We start from the raw sequence: 21594 nt of genomic DNA, 5'->3' as shown, positions 1-21594 counted from the left end.
TTGTAATCTAAATCCGGCATGTCGGGAAACGGCCCTGAAAATTTCCCGACATGCCGGACCAGACGTAGTAGCCCGATCGTTACCCGAAAAGGAACTATGCACCCCGGCCGGTGTGTATCTAGATCAGGTATGAGGAATAAAATACGACGGCACTATCGAATTGCCCGATACGTGCTCTACCGGGAAACCATCCTGGAACCCATCGATCATGTCTGGACGTTTGCAGGCACCTTTATAGCCATTGCGTCGATTGGACTATTACAACAGGCTGAATTCACCCGAGAGGACAGTGTTTTTCTGATAGGCTCATTCGGTGCGTCTTGTGTGCTGATCTTCGGGGCCAGCAACAGTCCGTTGGCGCAGCCCCGAAACCTGATTGGCGGGCATCTGCTGGCATCCTTAATTGGCGTAGCGATTCATAAGCTATTTCCTGATCAGCTTTGGCTGGCCTCAGCGCTGGCAGTTTCGCTGTCGATTGTGGGTATGCAGATCACCAAAACCATGCATCCGCCGGGCGGAGCTACCGCACTGATTGCCAATATCGGTTCGGAAAAAATCACCAGTTTGGGCTTTACCTACATACTCACGCCAGTACTCTCGGGTGTAGCCATTCTGTTGCTTACGGCTCTTATTGTCAACAATATTCCTTCTGAACGAACCTACCCTGTTAAGCCGCTATCCTGGGCCAGGCTGTACAGAAAGCGAATCCGGTCGGGCAATCTGATCAACCGCGAATAAGCTACCCGCGCTACGTGTTACCAGTACATACCATTAAGTTCGACGCGGGTATTGGCCAGCTCGTCGGAAATGGGCAGATCACAGGCTAAATGGCGTACTCCATCAATGTCTACCACGCAGGTACCACAACTGCCCATACCGCTGCAAATCCCAAAACCGGGTACCGACAGGTAATCGGAAATAAGGCTCATCAGCGAATGGTACTGGTTACGGTGCGTTTGAACCGGCACTTCCCGCTGCTGATAGACAAGCGTAAATAAAATGGTATTTTTCTGAGTTTCCATCGGTATTCATTTGCCAGTCACTACGTCCAGCCTCAACCCGCTGTCTTATCAAATGTGATCGCACCTAGAACTGTGATCATTGCACCGCATTGGCAAAGTTATCGTCAAAAACAACCTTACCATTGGGTTTTGTGAAGCGAACAAAATCGACCGAACCCGTTCCTTCGAAGTCATAGCTGATGCCGACAATATCCGCAGCCTCTGATGGAATACGCCCTTCGTATGCTTTCTTGCCATTTACAAACACCTGGGCTTTTTTGTCCCGAACCTCGCAACGTACGTCGACCCACTGCGATAGATCAGCGCCAAAGCCCGACAGATCGTTGGTTTTAGACTCCGCAAAATATCCGGCCAGATAAAGGTTTAAATCCCCTACGCACCCTTTTGCCGACAATGGAATCGCGAAGTATTCATTTTTACAGAGAATCATCAGATTAACGCGCTGACAAACTGATGAACCCTGCTTGAAATCGTTTTTCACCCGGGTCTCTAACGTAAAATTGTCGCTCTGCAGCCCATTGAACTCCCGAACGTACCGATACTGAATGGTTGGCGGTTTGGGTTGCATCGGAATATTCTGTTGCTGAATCAGGGAGACGGGTACGCTTAATACACCGCCACGTATTGCCTCTTCAGACTTAAGGTAAACCGGCACAGGCTCCTGCTGTATGGCCACATACCACCCGTCCGACGGAATCATCAGGTTATGCTCCTGAACGATCTGCCTGCCAATGACCAGTTTAGCCCGAAAATAGCCCGGATAGTAATAAATGGAGGTGTGTTCATGCCCATCCTTGGGCACGAGCTGTCGGCGTCTAGGGTCCCACGATTGCTGAATAAAGACTGAATCAGTTGGCGAAGCTGTGGCATCGTAATGAAATACCACTGAATTCGGAATTCCTCTCGCTACGTATCGACTGCTGAACGAAAACATATCCGGCGAGAGTGGCCGATGGTTGACGTAGTTTAGAAAAAATATGGAACCGCCAATCAGCCCGACAAAAAGCCCGATACCCAGCCACCAGCGACGTAGTGCAGGCCGACGAACTGATTTCGGAACAGTAGCTATGCTTTCCGGAGCGATTTCCGGTGGTGCATACTGAGTGGGTGGTGTGTTTTTAAACTGCTGCCAGTTTGCGTATCCAACAAATTGAACCAACGTATTGAGCGTAGTTGTGGTCGGCGCCGATTCGTATTTTACCCGACCCCATACGCGCTTAAGCGTGGTTACGCTCAACGATACGCCCGTTAGTTCGGCAATACGTTCGCTGAGTTGTTCGAAGTCCTGGGTGGCCCACTCTTCGCCACTTCCCCACCCTACTTTTTCTTCGATCAGCCGCCGACACCGAGTCAGTTGTTGATCTTCCTGCTGGGTTACCATATCCGCTTTTATCAGCCCGTTACGGGTTTGTGCAAACTTGAATAGAAGTTGAACAGCCTTGAATCGCTAATCCATGTGTATAACGACAAGTTTGCTTCGCTTTGATCAAATGTACTGAAACAAACGATGAAAACTGGCTGACGTACCTGACTCTCCATTCGAATTTTCTAAACGTCTAAACTCACCAAACTCATTACTACATGAAATCAATCTGGTTGATCTTGTGGCTATTCGCCGGTCATTACGTGCTGGCACAATCCGCGATTCCTTTCGACGCTACGTATTGGGATATTGCCGGTAAACTGGAACGCGAAACCTTTCAGGGAAAAGACTGCATCCGCCTGACAGACGGCTCGATTTATCTGAAAGACAGCACCTTCCGAAACGGCGTTATTGAATTTGACATGACCCTTTCGAAAAATCGTTACTTTCCCGGCGTTGGTTTTCGCCTTCGGGATAAGGGAAACCTTGAACAAGTGTACTTACGGCCACATCAGCTAGGCAATCCCGACGCCATTCAGTACACGCCCGTTTTCAATGAACAGGCCTCCTGGCAACTTTACTACGGTGATGGTTATTCAACAGCCGTTACGTATCCGCTGGAGGAATGGGTACACCTGAAACTGGTTGTGCTGAACACGCGGGCGGAGGTATACATAGCTGATCAAACGAAACCCGCTCTGGTGATTCATCAACTCAAACGGACAGTACAAGCAGGACGTATCAGTCTGGATAATGGCGCTCCTGCTCCCACACGTTTTGCCAATTTTCAGTACACAAAAACCGATACGCCTACGTTACTGGGTACGTTCAAACCAGAAAAAGCGCCCAAATCGGGGACAATCCTGAACTGGCAGGTTTCCAGTACGTTCGACGAAAAGCGAGTGGCCAACAGCTTTACAATTCCGCAGGATCTGGCGAAGAACTTATCGTGGACGAATCTATCCGTCGAGAGTTCGGGGGTCGTCAATCTATCGCGCATCAGCAAACTGAGCGAAGGAAACAATACCGTTTTTGCTAAAGTAACGCTGACATCTGACAAACCCCAGATCAAGAAACTTCAGTTGGGTTTCAGCGATCGTGTTTGGGTGTACGTCAATGGAAAGCTGGTTTACGGCGGTCAGGATGCCTTTCTTTCCCGCGATTACCGATTTCTGGGTACCATCGGCTACTTCGACGACATTTATCTGGACCTGAAGAAAGGCAAAAATGAACTCTGGCTGGCCGTGTCTGAGACGTTTGGCGGCTGGGGAATTCAGGGCCTGTTTGCCGACCAGACGGGGCTTACGATTCAGCCTTAGCCAGATGGTTCATAAGCGTCTTACCTGATTGGCATTTCAATTTCGCGACGGCACGATTAAATGTGAGTGGCCATTTTAAGTATCTTTACCCCATGCGAAAACTACTAGCCACCTGGTCTTCCCTTTTCAGCCAGAGAGGATTTTGGGGATACCCTCCCATTTTGTGGGTTATCTGGGTAATAGCCATCATCATGCTGTTTTTTACTGTCAACATCATCGTTGCCGAACGTACCTTTAACTTTTAGCCATCCTTTTGCCTGCGGATTTCACTACGTTACAGTTAGAAGGTATCTACGTATAAAATACGTCGCCAACGCTACGTTTCCCCCATATTGGATTGCTTGACTGCAACGTAGTAAACGTTGTTTCGACTAGCCAGATTCGTCGTTGTTCGTCATAGTCTATCCTAACGATCCGTTCAACTCTCCGCCCAGCCTGATCCATTACAGAGGGTTGTTCGTCCGTTTCAATACGTCCCTGCACAAGCCGAACAACGCGGTCGGCTAATGCCTGAACATCCCCTTCGTGATGGCTAACCAATAGCGTTGTTGTTCCCCAGGATTGATGAAGATCGCGTACTACCTGACGTAGCATCTGGCTAGCCGGTGCATCCAGTGCCGCAAAAGGCTCATCGAGCAAAAGCAGTTTGGGTCGACGCACCAACGCACGCGCCAGCGCAACCCGCTGGCGCTGCCCACCCGACAAACGTATCGGTTTTTGATTCACGAACGTTTCCAGCCCCGTCGCTTCGATGAGTTGCTGCACAAGCGTCGGCTCATTTTGTGGGGCAGCGTACGTAATGTTTTCACGAACGGTCATATTCGGAAACAGCGCGGTATCCTGAAAAACATAGCCGATAGAACGTTTCTGAGGAGATAAATTAATACGTTGATATGTATCCAGCCATACCGAATCATCGATCACAATACGTCCCTGACGCGGTATTTCCAGCCCGGCCAGCAGACGTAGCACTGTGGTTTTGCCCGAACCAGAAGGACCAACCAAAGCCGTCAGGCTTCCGGATTCCAGGGCAAGCTTTACCTGTAGATCACGGGCTCCTTCTGTAAATAAGCGCGGCATAACGACATCGATCTCAATCATACCGTTACACGTTTGTTGATGATGTACACCAGCAGCAGAATCGCAAATGACAAGGCCAGCAACAAGGCCGCATAGGCATGAGCCGTTTGAAAATGAAGCAGTTCGACTTCGTCGTAAATTGCAATGGAGGCCACACGTGTTTCGCCCGGCAGGTTGCCGCCGATCATCAGCACCAAGCCAAATTCGCCAATGGTATGCGCAAACGTGAGAACAATACCTGACAATAACGCTGGTTTGCAATTGGGCAGCAGAACCCGCCAGAATGTTTTAAAGCGCGATTGTCCGAGCGTGTACGATGCCTCACGCCAGGAGACCGGCAGATTTTCCAGCCCGGCCTGGATAGGATGTACCATAAACGGCAGGCTGTACAACAACGAGGCTACCACCAAACCTTCGAAGGAAAAAACTAATTGCAGGTCCGCGATACGTAACAACCAGGCCCCAAAGCTACTCGTCGGACTGAAGGCCAGTAATAAATAAAAGCCAACGACGGAAGGCGGCAGCACCAGCGGCAGACTAATGACGGCTTCCACAACGGGTTTCAACCGAAACCGGCTCAGGGCCAGCCAACCAGCCAGCGGTACGCCAAGCATCAGCAGCAGGAGCGTCGTAACGCCCGCCAGGCGCAGTGTCAACCAGATAGGTTCCCAATCGATGGGCATAACAAAAACGATGAGTGATGAACGATGAGTTCGCTGACGCCAGCAGGTTTTGGACGCGTTAGTAATCTCATCACTACTTTGTTCGATAACCAAACTGCTGTAAAATACGGCGGGCATCCGGGCTATGCAAAAAGGAAAGAAATTGCCCGGCAGCTTTGGCCTGTGTGCTACGTTTCAGGATAACTACCCCCTGTGCAATGGGCGCGTAGCCAGTTTGGGGCAGATCGACCCAACGCCCGCGCTTGGTCAGCCCTGGATCGAGCACAACTGACTTCGCTGTAAAACCTATCTCCGCCGATCCCGACAATACGTATTGATTGACCTGAGAAATACTTTCGCCATACACAAGTTTGGGCTGCACCTGATCAAGCATTTTTTTGTGCTTCAAATAGGCAATGGCCGCTTCACCATACGGAGCCGTTGCGGGATTGGCTATAGCGACATGCCGTACCTTTGGATCGGACAATACCTTCAGGCTGGCATCTACAGGCAAGTCGCCATTCGTCCATAAAACCAGTGAACCGTATGCGTAAATAGCGGGCGCTGCCGTGGTTAAACCGCCTTTGTACAGCGTTTGCGGGTATTCCATATCAGCCGACAGGAAAACGTCGTACGGTGCGCCCTGCTGAATCTGCGTTGTCAGTTTACCGGAGGAGCTAACGATAGATTCGACGTCAATACCTGTTTTTTTCTGGAAAGCCGTTTTGAGCTGCTCCATCACAAACTGCGCATTGGCCGCCACCGCCACACGTAGTGGTTGCGCCAATACACTCAGGGGGAACAACAACAGGAAAAGAATTAGTTTTTTCATCAGCGTTCTATTTTTTTCATGTGCGGATTTGAAAACTGTGGATTCTGGATAAACGTACTATCCGTGAACAATCGCAAAAACGCAATCAGATCTTTTTTTTCACCGTTGGTCAAATGAAAGCCGTTTGTTTCGCCTGGCAGTTCGGGGCTGAGTGTCGGGCTATTTTGAATGTGTTCGCTGTAATGATCCAGTACGTCGATCAGCGTAGCCAGTCGGCCATCGTGCATATACGGCGCGGTAAGTTCAATGTTACGTAACGTCGGCACACGAAAACGCCCTTTATCCGAATCCAGCCCGGTAATTTCCTGCCGACCGGCATCTGCTGGTTTCTGATCCAGCCCGTTGTTGTGAAAAACTTCCTGATACAATTTCGGACCGCCATGACAGTGCGCGCAGTTTCCGCCCCGAACGTTACGTTCCATTGAGGGCGCCGAGTTGAAAAGCTGTAAGCCCCGTTGCTCAGCTTCGGTTAGCTGATAACTTCCCTGCAAATACCGATCGTAGCGGGAGTTGGCCGAAATCAGCGTACGTTCAAACTGTGCAAGAGCTTTTCCGATACGTCCATCGGTAATCGTATCCGAGCCAAAAACCTGCTTGAATAAGGTTGGATAGAGCGTTGTTTTCTGTAACCTTCGGGCAGCTTCGCCGGTTTTCGACCCCATTTCATCAGCATGGCCAAGCGGCACCAGCGCCTGTTCTTCCAGGCTATTTGCCCGACCATCCCAGAACAATTGCCGCACCCAGAGTAAATTCGCCAGCGACATACTGTTACGTTGCGTAAACTTTCCGCTTACGCCCACGCTACGTGCCAGGCCATCGGTAAAAGCACGTTCCTGCTGGTGACAACTCGCGCACGAAATGGTTTGGGACGAAGAAAGTTTGGGCTCGTAAAACAACATCCGCCCGAGGTAAACTCCTTCCTGCGTAGTCGGATTATCCGCCGGAATCGTAAATCGCCCCCCAAACGACGACGGATAACGTAGCGAATAAGGCCCGGTCGGCACAGGGTCGTCGGCCACTGTCCAGGCGCATACGCTGGCCAATATAATTCCGCCAGCAAGACCAATTATCCCGTTTCGCATGAGTTCTTCACTTGGCAAATCGCACGTCAATCGACTTCACTTCCCGAATCCAGCGGGCCGGTTTTTTCTCACCCGGCACTACCATCCGATAGGGACCAACGCCCTTCGCCAGCGGAGCGCCATCGACGCTATCAGCCAGTATAATGGTTCGTGTCGCAAACTCCGGATCAATTTCGGGTAAAGCGTATAAGACTTCGTACCCGTCTACTGCTTTGACAATCACGTATTTCGTCAGGTTTTCACCGCGCAGATCAGCCCCCAACGTAGCGCCCGCCTGTTTCAGCAGGTCAACAAGCGGTATGCCCGAGTATTTACGCTCTTTGCCATCGCGGTCTGTAGCCATTACGTCGGTATGGGGCATCGCTTTCAGTTCAGCAGCCTGTAACGTAAGCGGCTTCGTCACTTCGCCAGAAATGGAGATGGTCTGGGCACGGCTGGTCAGCGACAAAAGAACAAAGGAGATTACGCCAAAAAGCCAACAAGAATTGTATCTCATTTTCATAAATTACTGATAACTAAGTTGACAAAATAATTACGGCCTGGTTCGGGAAAGCCTTCGGCCAGCGCATAATTCCGGTCGAAGATGTTATTGATGCCCCCTTCCAGACTAACGTAGCGCTGCAACCGTACGGATACTTTTGCGTTCGCAACTACGAAACTGGCGGCCTGCGTACCATAGCTGGTACTGTATCGATCTGAGTTATACTCCACGCTTCCGATTAAGGCGATTCGACGGATAATCTGAGCCTGCGCATAAACAAGCACTTTATGATCGGGTACGTCTACGAATTTCAACTCCGGATTGCTCAGGTTCTCGCGGTGAATGTACGAATACTGCGCTCCCGTCTGAAACGCCATACTGACGGGTACGTTCAGCGATACGTCGCCCCCGTAGAATTCGGCCCGACCCGTATTCTGGAACTGATACACACCCGGCTGAACATTGTTCACCTGTTGAATCGCATCCGTTAAGCTGCTGTAGAACGCGCTGGCCTGTACCGCCAAAAATCGGCCGGGTCTGCCCAAGCTAATCTGCTCAGCATAAGCGGCTTCAACATGCAGTGCGGATTCGGCTTTCAAATCCGGGTTCGGAATGGCGGCCCCCATTCGGTACGAATACCGGTCTTTCACCGTAGCAAAGCGGGTTTTCTTCGCTACCGTCAGACTGAGCTGGCGCTGCGTGGCAGGACTATAAAACAGACCTATCTGGGCGTTCAGCGCATCGCTGTTATTTCCCGGAAACGATGAGATTGTTTTGGTTGCACTCTCGTAATTTTCCGCCCGTAAACTTTGCCGACTATTATAGCTGACTCCGGGAACAAGCGACCACCGATTACTCAGCGTCCACACCTCTTCAACACCTACCGATAGCGTTTGGTCAATGAAAGTACGTACTGGCTCACCCGCATTGTTTTCGCGGTGACGATCCTGTTTGTAATGAAACGACGCTTTCAGGTTGTGGGCGGTTGCCAGTCGGTTGTCATATTCGATCGAGCCGCCCTTGGTATCGTCGTTGTAATAGCTGTTGAACGAGGAACCCCGCGTTTGCGTCGTGTACGTATTGTTGTCGAAAGCGCTCAGCAGGTTTTTGAACTTGTCGTAAAACAGGCGAACTTTCAGATAGCTACTGGACGAAAGGGCCGTTCGGGAAATGAAATACCAGCTTTCTTTATCCCAGTAAGGCCACTGCCAGAATCGGGCCACTTGCCGGGAATCGCTGCCGACATAAGGGGGTGTGCCTTTACTGCCGTGCTGGTTGATGTAACTGACGGTGTACTCATCCGTAGCATTGGGCGTGAAACCGACTTTCAGACTGTATTTCCGGTCGTTTCGGTACGCATTCGCCCGATCACCACCATCTTCCTGCGGCTGCGCTACAAAATCCGCCGATAACGGAAATGTCTCCTGCTTAAGTTGCGACGCTGAACCCTGGATATAAAACTTCCCAAGATTGGTGCCGATGTTAAGATTCAGGCGATGCCCCTGACCACTGAGCAGGCCAGCGCGTCCGTCAAATTCCAGTTTTTTCTGCGGCCGACGCGACACCAGATTGATGGCTCCACCTAACGTATTGGGTCCATACGTGACCGACGAAAACCCTTTCGCTACGTTCACTTCGGCCAGGTCAAACGTAGTAAATCGTCCTAAATCCACATACCCATCGTAGGGCACATACACCGGAATGCCATCGATAAAAACTGGCACTTGCCGCAGATCGAAACCGCGTACGTAGACCATCGTTTCGTTACGCGCGCCAACACTTGACAACGTAACGCCGGGCAACAGATTCAGGGCCCGCCCGACATCCAGCCGGTTGAACGCTTCGATGCGGCTGCTAAGCGCCGAGTTGATTGAATCGCTTCCTCGCCGTCCCAGCACGGTCACCTCACCCAGGCTAAATATCCGGCCTGCACCCGACGTATCAATTTGCTGTGCCAGAGACGATTGTAGTGTTGAACCCATTAACAAACCCGCTACCGCGGTCACGTGAGTAAATTTTAGCATGCAGTCGAGAAAGAGAAAGGCGTTATATTTTTACAAATATAACGTTGTCGGCGAAAGTTAGACGCAGTTAGTGGATTCTGAGTTGGCTTTGCTGTTTATCTTCGCCCGACGGCTTTCGCGACACTACGTTATGACGACCCTCCCCCACGAATCCCCTGCCCCGGATGCCCACAAACACTACTGGCGTGTGCAGAGTCTGTATCTGCTCGCTGGTATTGGGTTTTTAAGCCTGCTTATCTGGCTACCCAGAAACCAGGAATGGCTCACCGGAACGGTTGGCAGGTTCGATGAGCAGCGCCAGACCCTGGGCAAACAAACCGACGTAGCGACGCGCCGACAAAAAGGTTATGACGAGGTATACACCTACACCGAACTGATTAAGCAGCGCTGTCAGCCGAACGATTATTTTCTGATTCCTCCCCAACGCTACCTGATTCGAAATGCTTATGAGCAGGGGAAGAAAACCGGCTACAACTGGCTCTATCCGAGCGTATTGTATTACCATCTGGGCAAATCGGTCCATCTGCTCGAAATGACGGCTCCTGATTCGCTGCTGCAACGGGCGACGCACACGTTCTGGGTGTATGAGAACAAGATTTTTTTGCTGACGTTCAAGCCGCATAACCGCACGCTGGTCATGAATGAATTCAGAAAATACGATCCACATTTCTTTGCTTACACACCCGAACAGGCCAAAGCCTATTACAAGTCAACCCGATGAGTTTTTCTGTTTTCTTCGTCATTCTTACGCAGTTTATTACGGGTTTCGGGCTGATGACAAGGCTTCGGGTGGTTGCCAATGGGCTTAGTCTGACAGGCGTATCCATGCTCGCTGGTTTGGGAATCAGTTCTGTCTTGCCATTTGTGCTGCAATTTGCCCATGTTCCCATTTCGTTAGCGCCCGTGCAGACTGGCCTGGCGCTTCTGGCAATTGCTTCGCTTCTACTGCTACGTGGCCAGGTAACGTATCTACGGGACATATTCACCTGGAATCGGCTTTCACTACGTCTTTGTGAGCTTCCTTTCGTCGGATTCTGGGCGTATCTGCTATTTATCAGCGCCTGGAAATGCGCCTGGTTTCCAAATCTGCCGTTCGACATGATCGTTGGACCAGATCTGGTTGCTACGTTCGCTGTTCGGGAAAAAACGCTGGTTTCGTCGGTTTTTACGGAACATTTACCATCGGTGTCCGTCTTCAGCAACCAACCGTTCTATGCACCATTCACTGCCATGCAACAGATCCTTTATTTGCTGGCGGCCGATAGCATTGGCCCCTTTGCATTCGGGAAACTTTGGCTGACGATTCTGGTTATCGCCTTCGGGCTGTTTTTCTACGCCGAACTGCGTGCGCGAATTCATCCGCTGCTGGCTGGGCTGCTCGTTACGTTGCTGGCCTTTAGCCCTGAACTGTTCGCCTATACGTTTCTGGTCCAGACTGACTGGGCAAATGCCGCCTTTTTTGTTTCAGGCGTTCTATTGCTGCAACGCTATCTGGAATCGAGCAAACGCGGTACGTTCCTTGCCAGTACGTTATTTTTTGCCCTCGCCTGCTGGACACGTACCGAAACGATTTTCTTCATACCCATTGGTTGCCTGCTTATTTTTACCAGATCGCTACGTTCCTCACGACGTACGGCTATTCTTCAGACTGGGGTGTTGCTGGCCGCTTGTATGCTGCCGGTTGTTTTCTGGAATTATATTTTTTTACGCGGATACGTAGCGCTACCTGCCAATGCTCACCCTGGTACGTTTCATTTTGTCTCAGAAAACTACTTTAGCCAACTGCTGATCACCGTCGTAAAAATGAACACGCAGGTGGTTTTTGATGTCGATTACTGGAACTACGCCGTTTATGTATTTTTCGCGCTTACCCTACTGAATTTCATCTTTTTTCGCGATAAACAGGGCCTGCCGATCCTTGTCTGGATTCTGGGTATGTATGTACTGTTTTGCCTGCTCATTCTCCATGTTGACGGCGCAAACATTCCCTACACGTTCCGGCGGGGTTTCTTTAAGCTGCTACTGCTGATGCATGTTTACTTAGGCAGTACGTCTCTGCTCCAATGGCTGTCGGGCTGGTTATATAAATGGGAAGTGCCATCTGCCCGATTTGTGGAACGCTGATAATATACGTAAAAACTGTTTATACGGCGTTGCTAATTTCTGGGCTTCCGGTGGAGTGAACCAGAATTCAAGATTCGTTTTCACCTCACGTTTTCGTCTGTATTCAGAAGCTGAGTCTATAGCGGGAAGTTGCCCTAATAATGGGTAGAGAATCGACATAAGTGTTTTAATTAGATTTAGCCAGCTCAAATATGATCAAACGCAACTCCTTTGTCTTTTTTCTAGTACTTCTCTCGGTTGAAGTCGCGTTTACGCAGTCACGAAATAATGATTCAGAACGGCCACTACGTCTGTTCATGATTGGGAATAGTTTTTCACAAAATGCGTCGAAGTATCTGCCGGAGCTGAGCAAAGAAGGCGGTCACGCTCTGGTGATTGGACGCGCCGAAATTGGCGGCAGTTCATTGCAAAGGCACTGGGACCATGCCGAAGCCTCCGAACAGAATCCTGATGACCCGAAAGGCAAACCCTATGGCGGAAAATCGCTGAAAACGCTGCTGGCGGAGAGAACGTGGGACGTAGTAACCATCCAGCAGGCATCCATCCTTTCCGGCGATGTGGAAACGTATCGGCCTTACGCCCGGAAACTGTATGAGTACGTAAAAAAACTGCAGCCCAATGCTACGGTTGTTTTTCATGAAACCTGGGCATATCGTACCGATTCAAAGGATTTCAGCCGGATTACTCAGGGCGATTCGGCGAAGAATGCCCAACAAATGTGGGAGCATCTAAGAGCCGCTTACCACACGATTGCCGACGAATTATCGATTCCGATTATACCGAATGGGGATGCGTTCTGGCGTATCAACTCAAGTTCGAAATGGGCGTACAAGGCTGATAACCAGTTTGACCCTCGACAGGCAACATCGCCTTCACTACCCGACCAGACGCATTCGTTGCACGTGGGATATTGGTGGAATAAAGACAAACTGGCATTCGACTCTCACCATGCGAATGCTGCGGGCTGCTACCTGGGAGGGCTTGTCTGGTACAGTTTCCTGTTTGGCGAATCGCCCGTTAAATTAACGTATCGACCGGCAGAGGTCGACGCGGCTTTTGCCCGTCAATTAAAAAAAACAGCCTGGAAAACGGTGAAAAACGAGAAAAAGAAATATCGCTACGTAGTATCCCACTGACACTGCCAACTATTTCATCGCCTTCGCTATCACTCAGGCAAGCGGAACCATTGTTACGGGCACAATACGGCCTTATGAGCGGTTTTGGCGCACTACGTGGCCACTTCTCCGATGTCGGATTTCTTAGGAACTGGCGCTTAGGTACGGCAGGCTTACGACTGAATCAGCCTTTTAACTGAGCTTCAGGTTGATTAGGTAGACGCACAACGGGACAAGACCGAACGAAACAGCGACGAATAAGCCAACCCGTATGTAATTCAATTTTTTCCAGAGTGCTGTCCGTGGCCGTAAGTCGGCTTCCTGGTTCGTTACGTTGGCTACTTTCTGAAACTCCATAATCGCAGGAGCAAAATACAGGATTGTCCAAACCCGAACGGCGAAGTGAATGCCAAATAACACCAGAAGCACATTTCGGACACTTTCCAGCTGCCAGCAAAAAATGATGGCGAGGATAAAGGTGATTTCGTGAACCGAATGCAACGCTATCCAGAACGTCTTAAAATCAAGCCCGTATTTACCCTTGAACAGCTGCAGGGAATCTGGGGGTGAAGCTGTCCATTTAGGAACGATCACGGCAGTTTCGAACAGCTGGGCGCCATTCATCAAAAAATAAATTAGCGTAGTAATAAAGAGCCATGTTTCAGCTCTCGATACGTAATCAGCGGTTATCATGTTTATCGTGATTTAGCAGGTATTTATTCCGTATCTGTTGTCTGTAAGTTTCGGGTAACATCTTTCATGACGTCGATCGTTGAGAGCAGGTATTTTTCAATCAGTTTTCGTTCGTCGTTGGTGAATTGGGAAAGCAGGCGAATCATTTTTCCTTGCAGATCAGCGAAAATTTCCTCCAGCAGACTCATTGCCTGTTCAGTGTTTGGCACGATGATAATCTTCCGTCGGTCGGCGTCATCAAATTTCCGTTTGGCCAGATTCTTTCTTTCCAGGCGATCTATCAAGCCGGTAATGGCTCCGGTGGTCAACCCTGTCCGCTGGGCCAGTTCACCAGCCGTCATCGGTCCATTCTGAATCAATATTCCAAGATACTTATGATCGGTACCCGACAAACCGACCTTTTGAGCAATGGCTTCGTGCATCAAAATCGTGGTATTTGAAAACGAGCGCCCCAAATCACTTATCGACGAGATCGTTTCAGCATCCAATTGCTTGTTCATGGAAATTTACTCAATTTATCTTAGCTAGTAATTATTTTAGCGTCTAAGATAATTTCAATCAGACCTATTTCCAAATAAATTTTTAGCCTGTCTAACGTAACATATTACTTGATTGACTACGTAGTGTTACGTATTAGGTTGTCAACGTAATGCGAAGCCCCTGTCGTAACGTGTTATGAATCTCGGCGATTTGATCGGTGTAGTTGATCAGGTCTTCGATTTCAGCGGCTGGCGCATCGGAGATTACATTTGCTTTGTACGTAAAATTGAATCCGGGTTGTCCTTCAGTCCCAAACTCGCCCATAAATTCAACATTCACACCAGATACGTTGATAGTTCGCTTGCTGGCTTCCCGGTAAATATCGTTGCAAAAGCAGGTCGCTAACGAAAGCAGAAGGAGTTCACCTCCATTGATGGATGAGCCAAAACCGGATGGTTTCACTGGAATCTGTACCGTTTTGGCCGACTCATCGGTTTGTACGACGATTTCGTGCTGATTAAACTCGCTTTTTATTCGGGCCGACATTTTCATGGCAGTGAGGGTTTTGCTAGTAAGGTTAATATAGAATACAGGCCACAATCGCCTTATAAGTAGCTGATTTACAATAATTTCTCGACCAAGTCCTGCGTTTCCGTATCGATCATCAGAATGCCCTCATCCGTACTCTTCAGCTGCCCGATCAGTACACCATTGCTGTTCCAGATGGCTGAGTTTCCTGCGCTTTCGAAGGTATCGCAGTACCCTATGCAGTTCGCCATCAATACAGGTATTGAACACGTATTGGCGATGTTCGATAAGGTTTGCCCTGCATTCTCAACACCAGTCAGGGTTTTGGCTACGCTCGCTACATATACAGTCGCTCCCTGCTGAACAGCGTATGCCGAATGGCCGGGAATCGATAGTTCGTAGCAAATGGCCAGGGCAACTTTCTGCTTGCCTTTCGTCAAGAAAACGGGTTGATCTCCGGCAACAAAATAAGGAAATTCATCGGCGTGTAAATGTTGTTTGGAATACACCTGCCGTGGAGAATTCGGCTGAAAAATGAGCATACTGATTCGAATACCCGACTCGCTGACTGTCGGCATACCAGCGCCAATAGTTATTGTCTTCGCATCGCTAATCTTCTGAATATCTTCAAATCGGCTATCATCCTGATACGTTGCCAGTTTGCCTGCAAGCTCCGGTTCGTATCCCGTCAGGGATAGTTCGGAGAAAATAACCATACTGGCTCCAGCAGAAGCCGCCAGATCAATCAGCGCTGTGTGCTTTTCGATATTTCGCCGAATATCACCTCTGATCGGCCTTGTCTGAGCTACGGCTATTTTCATTGCATCAGCGGCTTTAGGATGATTGCATGTCGCTCAACCATTGCGGGTTGCTTTCCATTACCTTACCGTAGATAGGACAGTCGGCAGAATGGGCGCCGGGCAGGTAACCAATGCTCATCAAAAACTCATTCACAATTTCACCGCCCGTAAACCGAAACGTTTTTTTAAACAGTTTTACCCATTCAGCCTTTGTTTTGGGATGGTGTAATCTCAGCCACGCCAGAAATGAGCCATATTCCTCCTGCAGCTTCAGAATAGTTTTCGCGTTTTCGATAGCCGCATTAATTTTCAGACGATTACGAATAATTCCCGAATCGTTCATGAGCCGCTCACGATCGGCATCGGTATAGGCCGCTACGGTGTTCAGGTCAAAATTGTCGTATGCTTTCCGGAACGTAGCTTCTTTTTTCAGAATAGTTTCCCAGCTCAGACCAGCCTGATTGATTTCCAGCACCAGTCGGCAGAATAGTTCGTTGTCGTCGTGAATAGGAAAGCCATACAGGTGGTCATGATACGCTTTGTGTAAAGCTTTCCGCTCGTCAGGCATGAAGTCGATGGCGTGGCAGTAGGACATAAACAGAGTTTGTTTTCGGGCTAAAAATAAGGCATATAGCCGACGAAATCACGAACTGCGTTTCTTTGTGATGCTTACGTAACAACTATGAATTTCGAGACAATTGAGTATTTAAAAGATGGTATGTCCAGACAACGGGAAGCGTATAACGTATTGACCAGGCATGAGGTTATGACTAAGCTCCAGCCGTTTACACCGATTCTGGTAGGCACCATACCGATCAATATCGATATTGAAACCAGTGACCTCGATATTATTTGCTACTGGACCGACAGGTTGGCGTTTTACACAGCCGTAGTTGATTATTTTGGCAGCGAAAACGCGTTTAGTATTCGAGAATCGTCTAGGCCGGGCCAGGAAGTGGTGGTAGCCAATTTCAGCCTGAACAACGTTGCGATTGAAATCTTTGGCCAGAACATCCCAACCCGGCAGCAAATGGGTTATCGGCACATGCTCATTGAACACAAGCTGCTGACCGAACGTGGAGAATCCTTTCGGCAGGCGATTATTGACCTGAAGGAGCAGGGCTATAAAACCGAGCCCGCTTTTGGCCAATTACTCGGCCTTGGGGCTGACCCTTACATCGAATTGCTGGCTTATGAGTCGGCTGAAGAGCAACGGATCTGACTTACGACCACCGTTCATACGTAAGAAAAGGCGATGGGCAATGGGTTAAATCAGACGAAAATTTTCTTTTATACAGTAAGTACTAACAAAATTCGCAGCATTCATTCAATGAAGAGATTACTGTTCCTGTTCATCGTTACCGTTTCTGTGTCGGGAAGCCACGTAACGGCTCAAACGACACAAACCGTCGCCACCACCAACAGTACGTATGCCAATCCATTGCCGGTCCAGTTTGGCGATCCATACGTTTTATACACGCAGGGCCGATACTATATGTACGGTACGGGCGGTGGGGCTAACAAGGGATTTTCTGCCTATTCCTCAACAGACATGGTGAACTGGAAGCCGGAAGGACAGGTCTATTTTCACAACAATAAAAACGGATGGAGTGACCCAAACGCCAGTTGGGGCGGAGCTTACTGGGCGCCGGAAGTGTACGAGCGAAACGGAAAATTTTACCTGTTCTACAGCGCGCAGTGGAAAGTAAATCCAACGAAGGAAGTAGAAAATTTTCGGATTGGTGTAGCAGTTGCCGACAAGCCAACCGGCCCGTTCATTGATCTGACCGACAAACCCGTTTTTGATCCTGGCTACCCCATCATTGATGCCAATGTGTTTTTTGACAGCAACGGCAAAACCTATTTGTATTATTCACGTTGCTGCTACAAGCATGCGGTCGAAAGTGAAGTCGCTAACTTAGCCCGTCAGAAAGGGTGGTACAAGGAGATTGAAGAAAGCTGGGTATATGGGGTCGAACTCAAACCTGATTTTTCCGGTGTTATCGGGCAACCGCTATTATTGTTACGTCCGCCCGTTAGCCTGAGCGACAAGCAATCTGAATGGGAAAGCCGATCCGTTACTGCCCGCGAAGTAAACCGACGCTGGACGGAAGGCTCCGTTACGTTCAAAAAGGACAATACGTATTACATTATGTATTCAGCGAATCATTTTGGAGGGCAGTACTATGCCATTGGATACGCTACGTCCAGTTCGCCTTTAGGACCGTTTAAAAAAGCGGCTAATAATCCCGTATTACAGAAGAATACCGACCAGGGAGGTTCAGTGACGGGTACAGGCCATAACAGCATTGCCTACTCGCCAGACGGCAAAGAAATGTTTTGTGTTTACCACGCCCGAACCCAAAAAACCGGCGACGAACGCGTCGTTTGTATTGACCGTATGCAGGTAAATAACGGAATTCTAAAAATTTTGGGCCCTACCACTACGCCCCAAAAACTCCCTTCCGGCGTGAAAACGGCCGCTTCTACCAATTAATACGTGATTTGTAATAGTAGCCCGTTGCGAATATCAGGACGGGTAACGGGCAACTATTACGTATCATAACTGAACAACGGCAGTTGCTGAATTTCTTTACGCCTTAGCGATCATTCGGTCGAACACGGCCCGCTGCTCCTTCATCGATTGCACTTTATCAGCCGGGTTGGTGTGGCATTCGAGCAGTACCCAACCGTTGTAATTCATTTTTACCAGATTGTTCAGCAACGCCTGGTACGGATAGTCGGTCCTGTCCAGTTCGCGAACATGACACGTAGCGCCAAACCGATCTTTGACCAGATTGAAGTTGGATTCGAATCCTTTGCCGTTCAGATCCTGCGGGTTACAATTCCAGCAGATGGTAGCGTTCGGATGGCTCGCTACGTCCATGATCCGTTTGGTAATAGGTAGTTCCTGAGTTTCTTCGCCGTGTACTTCCAGTCGAATTTGCTGCCCCAGGTCAGCACCGAAGCGAGCCAGCTCATTCAGGGATTCGCCAATTTGGGTAATCGTTTTTTCGACGGGCACCTCTTTATGCAGCGCGTTGGGTTTCACCTTCACGCCCGTTCCACCCACGTCCGCGCTGAGCCGGATGAATTCTTTGGCCCGCTCAATGGAAGCTTTCAGCTGGTTTTGATCTACGTAATCAAACTGCTGGTTTGTGCCCAGTCCAACTAACTGAACCGGACTGTCGGAAAATCGCTTTTTGACCTCCTGACGTTGAGCTGCACTCAGATTAGGCATTACGTTATGTGCGTGCTCCACACGTAGCTCTACGCCCAGAATACCCGTATCGGCACAGTTTTTAATCAACGTTGGCAAATCCCAGTCTTTCCCCCATAGATACGTAACAAACCCCAGCTTGACGGCCGATTTTTCTCGTACTACGTCCGTTGCAAACGTAGCATCAGCAACGAGCGTCGCGCCCGCCAGTAAGGAAATCTTTTTCAGGAAGGTTTTTCTGTCGATATCAGTCATAGCCGTTGGAGTTGGTCGTTACCCGGCAGATTCAGGCACCAGGCTGTTCATCCGATAAAGTTCTTTCCTTCAAATTGTTACTTGCGCCTGGGCTTTTCAACTACGTAGCGAGCCTGCAGATGTTTTTAACGTATCACTGCGGTACGCTACGTTGACAATGAGCCGCATATCGCAAAAAAAAATTGCCTTGACGAAGTTCTCGTTTTATGTCCGACAGCACGTAACGCTCACTAATACACGGGCTAGCGTAGTTTAGAGGCATTTTCAGTAAAGCGTGTTTTTCATAAGTACGATTTAGTGATAATTTCAACTCTATTTTAGAACAAAGATTAATTGAGAGATGCACACTATTGAAGCGCATCGGACTTTTCAGGGAATAGTAGAAACCTATTTTTCTAACAACTGCTTTGACTAATTATCGAGCTACTGGCCTGGCTCTTTTACCTGTTAAACGAATGCTAAAAAACATAGCCATAAGCGACTTTCTCCGGTTGGATAAATCCATTCCACTGGCCGATGTACGCACCCCCGCCGAATTTGCGCAGGGGCATGTACCGGGCGCTTTCAATCTGCCTTTGTTCAGCAACGAAGAGCGCGTACAGGTCGGCACGACGTACAAACAGATCGGACGGGAAGAAGCTATTTTGCTGGGTTTCGACCTCACTGGCTCAAAGTGGTCGGGCTTCATCAGGCAGGCACTGGCGATGGCACCCGATAAAAAAATCGGTATGCATTGCTGGCGGGGTGGTATGCGCAGCGGGGCGATGGCCTGGGCGTTGGACCTGTATGGATTTGAGGTTTTTCTGATCGAAGGGGGCTACAAACAGTACCGTCGGTGGGTGCTGGACCAGTTTGAAACCTCTTACTCGCTATGCATTCTTGGCGGTATGACGGGTTCGGGCAAAACCAAACTTCTTCACCAGATCAGGACAATGGACGAACAGGTGCTCGACCTCGAAGATCTGGCTCAACACCAGGGCTCAGCATACGGCACCCTCAATAAACTCATTCAGCCAACTCAGGAGCAGTTCGAAAACAACCTGGCCGACCAGCTGAAAAAGTTGGATCGACACCGCAACGTATGGGTGGAAGATGAGAGCCTGAAAATTGGCAAATTGATCATTCCGAACCCGTTCTGGCGACAGATGCAGCAAGCTGTTCTGATTGATATGAAAGTCGATCAGGAAAGTCGTGTCCATGCGCTGGTTGACGAATACGGAAAGCTGGATAACGAATTTCTTATTGCCTGCACCGAACGTATTCAGAAGCGGCTGGGACCTTTACAAACAAAACAGGCCATTGCCGCCATTCAGGAAAACCGAATGGACGATTTTATCCGGCTAGTGCTGGTCTATTACGACAAAGCGTATCGGAATGCGCTAAGCAAACGACCGAATGACCACGTATTTACAATAGAACTAGGAGGTAACGACGTAACGTCTATCGCCCGTCAGCTAGTAACATTTTCTTCTACAATTTCAGCACCTGAACAGGCTACTTATGATGCCCTATACAACAGTTAAACTGACTCAATACTCACACGGCGCGGGCTGCGGATGCAAAATCAGCCCGGTTATCCTGGATAAAATTCTGCATAGCCCGCTGGCCGTACAAACCGATCCACGGCTGCTGGTTGGCAATGACAAACGTGACGACGCAGCGGTGCTTGATTTGGGTAACGGTACCGCCCTGATCTCGACAACCGATTTTTTTATGCCCATCGTCGACGACGCCTATGATTTCGGACGTATTGCATCGGCCAACGCGATCAGCGATGTCTATGCTATGGGTGGCAAACCGATTCTGGCCATCGCCATTTTGGGGTGGCCTATCGACAAGCTGCCGCCCGACGTAGCGCAGAAAGTACTCGAAGGATCAAGGGCCGTTTGTGCCGAAGCAGGAATTACGTTGGCCGGTGGGCACAGCATCGATTGTCCGGAACCCGTTTTCGGGCTGGCTGTCAATGGTCTGGTGAACGTTCCTCAGCTTAAGCAAAACTCAACTGCTACGGCTGGCTGCCGGTTGTATCTGACGAAAGCGCTGGGCGTAGGCATTTTATCGACGGCGCAGAAAAGAGGACTTTTACGGCCCTCCGACGCGGCTATCGCGTTACGTAGCATGATCACTCTCAATAAGCTGGGCGAAACCCTGGGGCAGTTGGCGAGCGTGAAAGCCATGACTGACGTAACGGGCTTTGGTTTGCTCGGCCACCTTTCCGAAATGTGCGAGGGAAGCGGTTTATCGGCCACCGTCGAGTTTGAAAACGTACCAGTCATTGACGGGCTGGATTATTACCTCGACCAACGTTGTTTTCCTGGTGGCACCCAACGAAACTGGGCCAGCTACGGCCATAAAATAGGTCCTCTAACAGACAAACAGAAATACATTCTGGCTGATCCACAGACGAGCGGAGGGTTACTGGTAGCAGTTTCTCCGGAGGGTGCAGAGGCTATCGAACAAATGCTGAACGAGCAGGGCTATCCGTTCCAGTGTCTGGGCCACCTAGAACCTCAG

Annotated in this window: 24 protein-coding genes; 10 read left to right on the top strand and 14 right to left on the bottom strand. The window is 49.5% G+C overall.

The annotated features are described in order from the left end of the window. The first annotated feature begins 129 nt into the window (after positions 1-129). The gene (locus tag ACOJS8_RS13350; protein ID WP_420149037.1) at positions 130-738 is read left to right on the top strand and encodes an HPP family protein; all 609 of its coding nucleotides are present in this window, start codon (positions 130-132) and stop codon (positions 736-738) included. Positions 739-755: 17 nt separating this feature from the next. Here the strand turns inward: ACOJS8_RS13350 and ACOJS8_RS13345 are convergent, their stop codons facing one another. Both ACOJS8_RS13345 and ACOJS8_RS13340 read right to left on the bottom strand, forming a co-directional pair. Continuing rightward, the gene (locus tag ACOJS8_RS13345; RefSeq protein WP_420149036.1) at positions 756-1022 is read right to left on the bottom strand and encodes a hypothetical protein; all 267 of its coding nucleotides are present in this window, start codon (positions 1020-1022) and stop codon (positions 756-758) included. Positions 1023-1098: 76 nt separating this feature from the next. Then, the gene (locus ACOJS8_RS13340; protein WP_420149035.1) at positions 1099-2403 is read right to left on the bottom strand and encodes a hypothetical protein; all 1305 of its coding nucleotides are present in this window, start codon (positions 2401-2403) and stop codon (positions 1099-1101) included. A gap of 200 nt (positions 2404-2603) precedes the next feature. Here ACOJS8_RS13340 and ACOJS8_RS13335 point away from each other — a divergent pair, with 200 nt between their 5' ends. Both ACOJS8_RS13335 and ACOJS8_RS13330 read left to right on the top strand, forming a co-directional pair. Further along, the gene (locus ACOJS8_RS13335; RefSeq protein WP_420149034.1) at positions 2604-3704 is read left to right on the top strand and encodes a hypothetical protein; all 1101 of its coding nucleotides are present in this window, start codon (positions 2604-2606) and stop codon (positions 3702-3704) included. A 92-nt stretch (positions 3705-3796) separates the two neighbouring features. Further along, positions 3797-3949, top strand: a complete 153-nt coding sequence (locus ACOJS8_RS13330) for a hypothetical protein (RefSeq protein WP_420149033.1) — start codon at positions 3797-3799, stop codon at positions 3947-3949. Between the two features lie 46 nt (positions 3950-3995). Here ACOJS8_RS13330 and ACOJS8_RS13325 read toward each other — a convergent pair whose 3' ends face one another. From ACOJS8_RS13325 to ACOJS8_RS13300, 6 genes are all read right to left on the bottom strand, one after another. Continuing rightward, on the bottom strand, positions 3996-4805 hold the full coding sequence (locus ACOJS8_RS13325; RefSeq protein WP_420149032.1) for a sulfate/molybdate ABC transporter ATP-binding protein: 810 nt from the start codon (positions 4803-4805) through the stop codon (positions 3996-3998). Further along, the gene (modB, locus tag ACOJS8_RS13320) at positions 4802-5467 is read right to left on the bottom strand and encodes a molybdate ABC transporter permease subunit (protein WP_420149031.1); all 666 of its coding nucleotides are present in this window, start codon (positions 5465-5467) and stop codon (positions 4802-4804) included. The genes ACOJS8_RS13325 and modB overlap by 4 nt, the downstream gene beginning before the upstream one ends. A gap of 73 nt (positions 5468-5540) precedes the next feature. Continuing rightward, the gene (gene modA, locus ACOJS8_RS13315) at positions 5541-6278 is read right to left on the bottom strand and encodes a molybdate ABC transporter substrate-binding protein (protein WP_420149030.1); all 738 of its coding nucleotides are present in this window, start codon (positions 6276-6278) and stop codon (positions 5541-5543) included. Continuing rightward, positions 6278-7360, bottom strand: a complete 1083-nt coding sequence (locus ACOJS8_RS13310; RefSeq protein WP_420149029.1) for a cytochrome-c peroxidase — start codon at positions 7358-7360, stop codon at positions 6278-6280. The genes modA and ACOJS8_RS13310 overlap by 1 nt, the downstream gene beginning before the upstream one ends. A gap of 7 nt (positions 7361-7367) precedes the next feature. After that, positions 7368-7856 (bottom strand): molybdopterin-dependent oxidoreductase, encoded by a 489-nt coding sequence (locus ACOJS8_RS13305; RefSeq protein WP_420149028.1) that lies wholly within the window; start codon positions 7854-7856, stop codon positions 7368-7370. A 2-nt stretch (positions 7857-7858) separates the two neighbouring features. Continuing rightward, entirely contained in the window at positions 7859-9865 is a 2007-nt protein-coding gene (locus tag ACOJS8_RS13300; RefSeq protein ID WP_420149027.1) for a TonB-dependent receptor plug domain-containing protein, read from the bottom strand. A gap of 130 nt (positions 9866-9995) precedes the next feature. Here ACOJS8_RS13300 and ACOJS8_RS13295 point away from each other — a divergent pair, with 130 nt between their 5' ends. The 3 genes from ACOJS8_RS13295 (at position 9996) to ACOJS8_RS13285 (ending at position 13125) form a co-directional block, all read left to right on the top strand. Beyond that, positions 9996-10586, top strand: coding sequence for a hypothetical protein (locus tag ACOJS8_RS13295; protein ID WP_420149026.1), 591 nt, complete (start codon positions 9996-9998; stop codon positions 10584-10586). After that, the gene (locus ACOJS8_RS13290; protein WP_420149025.1) at positions 10583-11989 is read left to right on the top strand and encodes a glycosyltransferase family 39 protein; all 1407 of its coding nucleotides are present in this window, start codon (positions 10583-10585) and stop codon (positions 11987-11989) included. The genes ACOJS8_RS13295 and ACOJS8_RS13290 overlap by 4 nt, the downstream gene beginning before the upstream one ends. Before the next feature lie 191 nt (positions 11990-12180). Then, a complete protein-coding gene (locus tag ACOJS8_RS13285) occupies positions 12181-13125 on the top strand; it encodes a DUF4886 domain-containing protein (protein ID WP_420149024.1) in 945 nt (314 codons plus the stop codon). A 171-nt stretch (positions 13126-13296) separates the two neighbouring features. Here the strand turns inward: ACOJS8_RS13285 and ACOJS8_RS13280 are convergent, their stop codons facing one another. The 5 genes from ACOJS8_RS13280 to ACOJS8_RS13260 form a co-directional block, all read right to left on the bottom strand. Beyond that, positions 13297-13797, bottom strand: a complete 501-nt coding sequence (locus tag ACOJS8_RS13280) for a transposase (protein WP_420149023.1) — start codon at positions 13795-13797, stop codon at positions 13297-13299. 23 nt (positions 13798-13820) lie between these two features. After that, positions 13821-14297, bottom strand: a complete 477-nt coding sequence (locus ACOJS8_RS13275) for a MarR family winged helix-turn-helix transcriptional regulator (RefSeq protein WP_420149022.1) — start codon at positions 14295-14297, stop codon at positions 13821-13823. A 133-nt stretch (positions 14298-14430) separates the two neighbouring features. Further along, positions 14431-14829: an OsmC family protein gene (locus tag ACOJS8_RS13270; protein WP_420149021.1), complete on the bottom strand. Its 399-nt coding sequence runs from the start codon at positions 14827-14829 to the stop codon at positions 14431-14433. Between the two features lie 68 nt (positions 14830-14897). After that, positions 14898-15626, bottom strand: coding sequence for a carbon-nitrogen hydrolase family protein (locus tag ACOJS8_RS13265; RefSeq protein WP_420149020.1), 729 nt, complete (start codon positions 15624-15626; stop codon positions 14898-14900). A gap of 13 nt (positions 15627-15639) precedes the next feature. Next, positions 15640-16200, bottom strand: coding sequence for a DNA-3-methyladenine glycosylase I (locus ACOJS8_RS13260; protein ID WP_420149019.1), 561 nt, complete (start codon positions 16198-16200; stop codon positions 15640-15642). Between the two features lie 87 nt (positions 16201-16287). Between ACOJS8_RS13260 and ACOJS8_RS13255 the strand changes: the two genes are divergently transcribed. Together ACOJS8_RS13255 and ACOJS8_RS13250 are read left to right on the top strand one after the other, a co-directional pair. Further along, positions 16288-16827, top strand: coding sequence for a DUF4269 domain-containing protein (locus ACOJS8_RS13255; RefSeq protein WP_420149018.1), 540 nt, complete (start codon positions 16288-16290; stop codon positions 16825-16827). A gap of 108 nt (positions 16828-16935) precedes the next feature. Next, the gene (locus tag ACOJS8_RS13250; protein ID WP_420149017.1) at positions 16936-18102 is read left to right on the top strand and encodes a glycoside hydrolase family 43 protein; all 1167 of its coding nucleotides are present in this window, start codon (positions 16936-16938) and stop codon (positions 18100-18102) included. 96 nt (positions 18103-18198) lie between these two features. Here ACOJS8_RS13250 and ACOJS8_RS13245 read toward each other — a convergent pair whose 3' ends face one another. Then, positions 18199-19080: a sugar phosphate isomerase/epimerase family protein gene (locus ACOJS8_RS13245; protein ID WP_420149016.1), complete on the bottom strand. Its 882-nt coding sequence runs from the start codon at positions 19078-19080 to the stop codon at positions 18199-18201. Between the two features lie 455 nt (positions 19081-19535). Between ACOJS8_RS13245 and mnmH the strand changes: the two genes are divergently transcribed. Next, a complete protein-coding gene (mnmH, locus tag ACOJS8_RS13240) occupies positions 19536-20603 on the top strand; it encodes a tRNA 2-selenouridine(34) synthase MnmH (RefSeq protein ID WP_420149015.1) in 1068 nt (355 codons plus the stop codon). Then, on the top strand, positions 20584-21594 hold a 1011-nt coding region (selD, locus tag ACOJS8_RS13235; RefSeq protein ID WP_420149049.1), incomplete at its 3' end, for a selenide, water dikinase SelD. The genes mnmH and selD, both read left to right, overlap by 20 nt.

The sequence above is a fragment of the Spirosoma sp. genome, from assembly GCF_048594605.1.
In the GTDB taxonomy this organism is placed as follows: Bacteria; Bacteroidota; Bacteroidia; order Cytophagales; family Spirosomataceae; genus Spirosoma.
This window is presented reverse-complemented; position numbering and strand designations above follow the sequence as displayed.